The sequence below is a fragment of the Methanospirillum sp. genome (assembly GCF_028679455.1).
Classification (GTDB): Archaea; Halobacteriota; Methanomicrobia; order Methanomicrobiales; family Methanospirillaceae; genus Methanospirillum.
In genome coordinates, this window is record NZ_JAJRBM010000211.1 from 1 (window position 1) to 6511 (window position 6511).

Below are 6511 nucleotides of genomic sequence, written 5' to 3' on the forward strand. Positions count from 1 at the left end.
CACATTCGTATCTCTTCTCCCTGACTATCGGCCAGAGTGTACATGTCCATCGGTAATTTCCGATGGTTTCAAAGTCATGCTGAATACACGGGATATACGGGATGAGTTTGGTATCGATAAATATTGTTGAAGACAACAGATCTTCCACACCTACGTATCGTCCATCCTGCTGGTAGTAGGGGCATCTCATCCCGGAAATATGCCCATTCTTACAATAGACAACGTTTTGCCGACCTATGCTCGACGGGCATGGAATTGTTTTCATTTTTTCTCCTGTACCGGATAACCGGTCTCCGTCAGATCATGATGAATCAATCATGTATCGCGACGGATTGTTGTGTTCTGTTACTCATACCTGTTGGAATCAAAGCGGTAAATATTAATAGAATGTGGCAAATTCTTCCGCCTCATCGAAGACTGCCATACTGTATCTGATAGTCTCGGGTGTAAATTCCGTTAATTATCTGGATATATCGAAAAAAAGAAATGGGGAGTGTTTATTGTATTCAACAGGATCCTGTCTTTTCGAAATTCATACCTATGTCTCCCAGGTATCCTTGAAGTCCTCGATGTAGAGATCTTTTGGTGTGTATTCTCCAGGTTTGATGTCGCCGTCTGCAACCATTGCATCTATCCATTTTTGTAAGACTTTATCTTCTATAACTCCTGAATCACTGTAGTAATGGGTAGTTGACTTGTCAAGTCCGATCCTTTTTGCGGTGATAACTGCTGACTCTTCCGGATGAGCGTTTGACCATCTTTCTGCCTCCTTATACGCATTGATGAATTTACGGACGGAATCCGGATTCTTCTTGATGAAATCCTCGGTGAAGTACAGGAGAGTGATCCCGGCTTCTTTTCCGAATACTTCTCTGCTGGTGGCTATCGGCCTGACTCCGCCATGCTGTTCGGCTGCTGTGAAGAATGGCGGATGTGGAACTATTACATCAACTTCTCCCTGTCTGAGGGCCTGCTCCTGTTGGGGATCCGGAATAATCACATATTCGAAGTCATCTTTTGTCAGGTTGTTCTTTCTGAACCAGTAGTTGTTCTCAAGATCTGCACAAATTCCCAGTGCTCCGACTGCAATCTTTGGTTTTTTTCCGTCCTTTACCAGATCCTGGATGGTATAATACGGGCTGGTATTCAGAACAAGCCAATGCATATGTTCTTTTTCAATGTTCTCAATTCCTTCTCCTTCAGGCTCGTCTCCTCCTGCTACTACTCCTTTTACCTTAGCACTGCTCTTCAGCAGATTGATGATCGTATTCGGATGCGCATCAGCAACATCAGTCTGTCCGCTGATAAGAGCGGCTGGCTGAAGAGACCAGTCAAGAGCACCCTGATCAACAAAATTAATGCCGCCGTTTAAGAAGAAACCTTTCTCTTCACCAACAAACCAGGGAGTTCCCGCACAATCCTTGTTTACATTCGCACGGATGGTAACGAGGCTACTGGTATTTGTCTGCGATACACCGGAGGAGGAATTTTGTCCTTCAGGTAATTTCTCCTGGTTAGTTACTTCATTCTTCTTTTCTTCCGAGGAAGACTGATTAACACACCCGGTCGTGAACACCAGGATAACTGCGATTATAACGAATAATATCACAGCGATTGTTTTTACATTCTTACGATTCATATGATACTCCATGAGGATTAATGGAAAACTGGTGAGTTTCCATCTTCGAAGACATCAGATAATCCATGTCATTCTCCCATGTATTGCGTACATACGGAAATAAAATTAAGACAATTGGTAAAAATGGAGCATTTATATTCAATAATATACAATTCGCGGCAAATGATGGTGAATAATAATAATTCTTTTAATTTTTGCCAATCTCATATTCATTGGGCTTGGGGTAATTAGTTTCTGATACGAAAGATCAGAAATCCTGTTTCTTCTCAAGGTTCTCTATTATAAGAGTGATAACGCATTATCAAGATCTTTACAGAGATCCTCAGGCTCTTCAAGGCCGACAGAAAGTCTGAAGATCCCATCTCCGGCATATTCTTCAAATGATCGCTTTTGTTCGTCGTCCAGCCAGAATGAGGTTCTCAATAATTCCTGAGTAGGGAGGTAGAATATCAGGGATCGATGATGACCGAGTGAAACAGCATAATGTATAATCTTCAGATGTTTTGAGAAGATTTTTGCGCAGGTTTGCCCATCATCTACCTGAAATGTAATCATTCCTGAGAAATTTTTCATCTGCCTGACTGCAAGATCATGTTGGGGATGTGAAGGGAGTCCCGGATAGATCACTCGCTTGATTTTAGAGTGTTCTTCGAGGAAACGTGCAACAATAAAAGCTCCCTCTTCATGAGCCTTCATCCGGATAGGCAAGGTAGCTAATCCACGCATGATGAGCCAGGCATTAAATGGACTGATTATTCCTCCGGTTCTGATAGCAATATTCTTCCGGATTAAAGCAATATCGCTTTTTTTTCCAAGGACTGCTCCCCCTATTGCATCACCATGTCCTCCCAGATATTTCGTCAGGGAATGTATCACATAATCTGCTCCGAGAGAGAGCGGGCGAACTGCAACCGGTGTAGCAAAGGTTGCATCCACTGCAAAGGGAATATTCCTCTCATATGAAATTGTTGCTACTGCTTCAATGTCTGTAAGACGGAGAATCGGATTAGCCGGATTTTCTGCATAAATAAGGCGTGTATTATCCTTAATCTTTCCCCTGAGATTCTCAATGTTTGAAAGATCTACCCGGGTCACTTCAATTCCCAGGTTCGGAAGAAGATTATGTGATAATTCTGCAGTTGCCGCATACGAGATATCGCTGATTATCAGATGGTCTCCTGCTTTTAATGTATGTAAAAATAATGCAGTAACTGCAGCCATTCCGCTTGCGAAAGCAATTCCTGCCTCAGCACCTTCAAGTGCTGCCAGTTTGTCCTCTAACTGGGTGACTGTCGGGTTTCCCCACCTTGAGTAAAAAAATGGTGTGTCATCCCCAAAATCTTCAGCAGAGAAGGAAGCATCAGCATCTGCTAAAAAAGTCGTCGACATTACGATATTGGGCGCTGATGCATGGGTGGTTTTATCCGGTTCTTCTCCGGCATGTATTGCCAGAGTTCTCATATTCTCTGATTTTATCCTGGTTTCAGTCATGATATCACAGAAAGCAAACCGCACTTGAAATTCGTCAAACTGATGCAGATATGGTTACTGATTATCGTAAATGGGGTATTTACAGATTATGACAGGTAATGTATCATACCTTCTATCCATATTGAGTCCAAGTGGGTAATACCATGATTTAAACGGCAATAATTGCCTTAAAATTTTAAACTCTCTCATTCTGTTGCCGCTTTCTTCGGGGATTAATACTGTGTACACAGATATATGATCGTTAATCATCCAAGTGGTGTTGATTGATATGTTTATGGGAAAAATAGGTATTAAAATCGCTGTCATCTGTTTATTCTGTCTGACAGCGGTATGTCTTGTTTCAGCTACTGATTATGTTGATCCGGTCTGTAATATGAGTGGAAAGATTGATGCAAACACCAGTTTTGCCTCGTTTAATCATACGATCTATTATTTCTGCTCTCCTATGTGCAAAGAGGAGTTTGAGAAAAATCCTGAGAAATTCCTGGATATTGACAAGAATACCACAGCAGTTGATCCGGTATGTAAAATGAACGTGGACATTGCAACCGCAAATGTGACCACAACCTTCGAGGGTACTACATACTATTTCTGCAAGACTATGTGTAAAGACCAGTTTGAGGCAGATCCGCTGAAATATATCGGAACGATCGATCCGGTGTGCGGAATGAATGTAGATGCTGATACCTCAGTATCCTCGGATTACAACGGCAGCACCTATTATTTCTGCAGTGAAGCATGTAAACAGGCATTTGATGCAGATCCAGATAAGTACCTGAAATGACTTTTTATTCCTCACCTTTTGCCCTTTTTTCATCACTTGTATTATCATCATACGTCTTTTTCGTACGACAATTTTGCCGCTAATTGTCCAGTTACTGAGAGATAGTACCAATTATTGCGGATTTATCGATCTTCATATCATTTCTTCCTCATATTATGTAGAAACATGAATTTTTGAGGAGAACATGATAAAAATAGAAGCAGTGAATGTAAAAAAATCGTTCATATCCCGGGGGGGGATCAGAAAGGCCAGTAATGGAGGTCCGGTTGAGACTCTGGCTGTCGGTGGTGTGAACCTTAAGATAGAAAAAGGTGAATTTCACGTTATCCTAGGCCCTAGCGGTTGCGGAAAGTCATCATTCCTCGATCTGATATCCGGACTTACTCTTCCGACAGAAGGTACTATTTTTATCGATGGAAAAGCGATAGAAGGACCCGGCCCTGACAGGGCTGTCGTATTCCAGCAGTATGCTCTCCTCCCCTGGAGGACGGCTTTGGGAAATATAGAGTTTGCCCTTGAAAATCAATATCCTGATAAAAAAAAGAGAGAAGAGATCGGGAAAAAATTCATCTCCCTGGTTGGGCTTCGGGGATTTGAAGATCATTATCCTCACGAGCTGAGTGGAGGAATGAAGCAACGGGTTTCCATTGCACGGGCACTGGCATTACATCCTGATATTCTGCTTATGGATGAACCATTTGCAGCAGTTGATGCACAGACCCGGGAAACCCTCCAGAGAGATCTCCTCAGAATAGCAACAGATACGGAGAAGACCATAGTTTTTATCACCCACAGTATCGATGAAGCGGTATTCCTCGCAGACAGAGTATCAGTCATGACTGCCCGTCCCGGGATCATCAAGAGTACTGTTGATGTACTGATCTCACGGCACGAACGACTTAATGGAGATATTAAAGTGGATGAACGGTATATTCAGATTCGTCATCAGTTATGGAAATTGTTGAAGGAAGAAGTAGTCCGTGCGCAGTCTGAATCTGAACGTTCTCCTGCAAATTTATTACGATCTGATTATGTTGCAGCAGCGGAGGTGGGATTATGAGTTCAGTTGCTGACGTGACCTCAAAAAGAGGTTTCGCATCAGGTCATAGCGAAAGTATTGGTAACAGCCTGGCGATTATTTACATGGCTACTCCAATCATCGTGTTTCTGGCTATCTGGCAAGTTGGGCCGGTTATTGGACTTATCAATCCGGTAATTATCCCTACCCCCACCATGATAATAGCAAAATTAGTTTAAGTGACTGTTTCAGGTGAATTACTCGTAAATATCCTTGTAAGTCTTGGCAGAATCGCTATAGGATTTGGTGCCGCCCTCCTGGTAGCCCTCCCCCTGGGATTTCTCCTTGGAGGCTGGTTTAAAACCTTTGAGACTGCAGTAAGTCCTCTTCTCCAGATCTTAGGTCAGGCAAATCCGTTTACCCTTTTCCCGGTGTTTATTACCCTGCTCGGTATCGGAGAACTCTCCAAGATCAGTATCATCTTCTGGGTCTGCCAGTGGCCGGTTCTTTTTAATACGGTAAGCGGAATCAAGAATGTCGATCCTACTCTCGTGAAGATGGCACGTTCTATCGGTATAAAGAAGTTCCAGATGTTTACAAAGATTCTGATACCCGGCGCTCTGCCTGCGGTTTTTACCGGTATCAGGATGAGTGCCGTATTTGCCTTCTTCATGCTTATCGGAGCAGAGATGATTGGTGCCCATTCAGGTCTCGGGTACATGATTCTCCAGGCGCAGGCAACATTCCAGATGCCTAAAATGTGGGTGGGTATTGTGGTGGTCGCCTTTTTGGGAATCCTGATAAACTGGCTGATTCTTCAGATTGAGAACAGATTGTCGGGGTGGAGAGAAGAGATCGTGATCGGTTGAAACAACAGGTAAAGAGTGTATGTGTGCAGGTATAATACAAATCTCCTGGATTTTTTATAAATCCCGGGAATCTCCCTATAATATGGATATTATCCGCTCTCCATTCAATTCTCCTCCTAAAATGGTTAAACATTGTTATGGTATCTTCAACTGGTGATCCACCCAATCCTGAGGTTTATGAGATCCACAACGGAGTAATACGTTCTGAAAGGTACCGTGCGTGGGTTGATGAACAAAACACCGGCCACATAAAGATACTGAGGAGGATCAATTTTGTAACTCTCATTACGATTCTCCGCCAGATCACGATGATGCAAAGGGCAGGTGATCAGGCACCCGGAGGGATACGGATATACATCCCGGGATCTCTGCAGACAATTTATTCAGAGAATCTGCGTTCAGTCATTGAATTTACTGAATTTTGCTTTAATTTAAAAATAGCCGTCATTACATCTGATGATGCAAAGGATCCATCATCCAGGATCTGACAAATATTGCCGCGAATATTTCCTATTTGCATTACCCCGGTCATTAATTGCTTCTTTCTCTTTTTTTATTCGTCTTCATGCCTACCTATAGGCATACAGGAGGTTTTATGACAAAAACCAAAAATATTGCCATCTACGGAAAAGGCGGTATTGGAAAATCAACCACGACATCTAATATCAGTGCAGCTCTTGCTGATATGGGAAAACGTGTTATTCAGATCG

Annotated in this window: 8 protein-coding genes; 5 read left to right on the forward strand and 3 right to left on the reverse strand. The window is 42.7% G+C overall.

Translation table 11 applies throughout. From position 1 onward, the window contains the following. The 3 genes from LUQ50_RS07010 to LUQ50_RS07020 all read right to left on the reverse strand — a co-directional run. Positions 1-265: hypothetical protein (locus LUQ50_RS07010; protein WP_300038229.1), on the reverse strand; the 265-nt coding region annotated here is incomplete at its 3' end. 273 nt (positions 266-538) lie between these two features. Then, positions 539-1639 carry an ABC transporter substrate-binding protein gene (locus LUQ50_RS07015; protein ID WP_300038231.1) on the reverse strand — a complete coding sequence of 367 codons (1101 nt, stop codon included), beginning with the start codon at positions 1637-1639 and terminating at the stop codon, positions 539-541. A gap of 279 nt (positions 1640-1918) precedes the next feature. After that, entirely contained in the window at positions 1919-3130 is a 1212-nt protein-coding gene (locus LUQ50_RS07020; protein WP_300038234.1) for a PLP-dependent aspartate aminotransferase family protein, read from the reverse strand. A gap of 274 nt (positions 3131-3404) precedes the next feature. On the opposite strand from LUQ50_RS07020, the gene LUQ50_RS07025 reads away from it, so the two are divergent. From LUQ50_RS07025 to LUQ50_RS07045, 5 genes are all read left to right on the forward strand, one after another. Next, on the forward strand, positions 3405-3914 hold the full coding sequence (locus tag LUQ50_RS07025; RefSeq protein ID WP_300038236.1) for a YHS domain-containing protein: 510 nt from the start codon (positions 3405-3407) through the stop codon (positions 3912-3914). A 184-nt stretch (positions 3915-4098) separates the two neighbouring features. After that, positions 4099-4974, forward strand: coding sequence for an ABC transporter ATP-binding protein (locus LUQ50_RS07030; RefSeq protein ID WP_300038238.1), 876 nt, complete (start codon positions 4099-4101; stop codon positions 4972-4974). Continuing rightward, positions 4971-5171, forward strand: coding sequence for a hypothetical protein (locus LUQ50_RS07035; RefSeq protein WP_300038241.1), 201 nt, complete (start codon positions 4971-4973; stop codon positions 5169-5171). The genes LUQ50_RS07030 and LUQ50_RS07035 overlap by 4 nt, the downstream gene beginning before the upstream one ends. Then, the gene (locus LUQ50_RS07040; RefSeq protein WP_300038244.1) at positions 5172-5801 is read left to right on the forward strand and encodes an ABC transporter permease; all 630 of its coding nucleotides are present in this window, start codon (positions 5172-5174) and stop codon (positions 5799-5801) included. Between the two features lie 565 nt (positions 5802-6366). Continuing rightward, positions 6367-6511: AAA family ATPase (locus tag LUQ50_RS07045; protein ID WP_367278971.1), on the forward strand; the 145-nt coding region annotated here is incomplete at its 3' end.

Bases quoted from the DNA above. Each gene is read 5' to 3' on its own strand.
- LUQ50_RS07015 (WP_300038231.1), bottom strand. From the start codon at position 1,639: ATGAATCGTAAGAATGTAAAAACAATCGCTGTGATATTATTCGTTATA.
- LUQ50_RS07020 (WP_300038234.1), bottom strand. From the start codon at position 3,130: ATGACTGAAACCAGGATAAAATCAGAGAATATGAGAACTCTGGCAATA.
- LUQ50_RS07025 (WP_300038236.1), top strand. From the start codon at position 3,405: ATGGGAAAAATAGGTATTAAAATCGCTGTCATCTGTTTATTCTGTCTG.
- LUQ50_RS07030 (WP_300038238.1), top strand. From the start codon at position 4,099: ATGATAAAAATAGAAGCAGTGAATGTAAAAAAATCGTTCATATCCCGG.
- LUQ50_RS07035 (WP_300038241.1), top strand. From the start codon at position 4,971: ATGAGTTCAGTTGCTGACGTGACCTCAAAAAGAGGTTTCGCATCAGGT.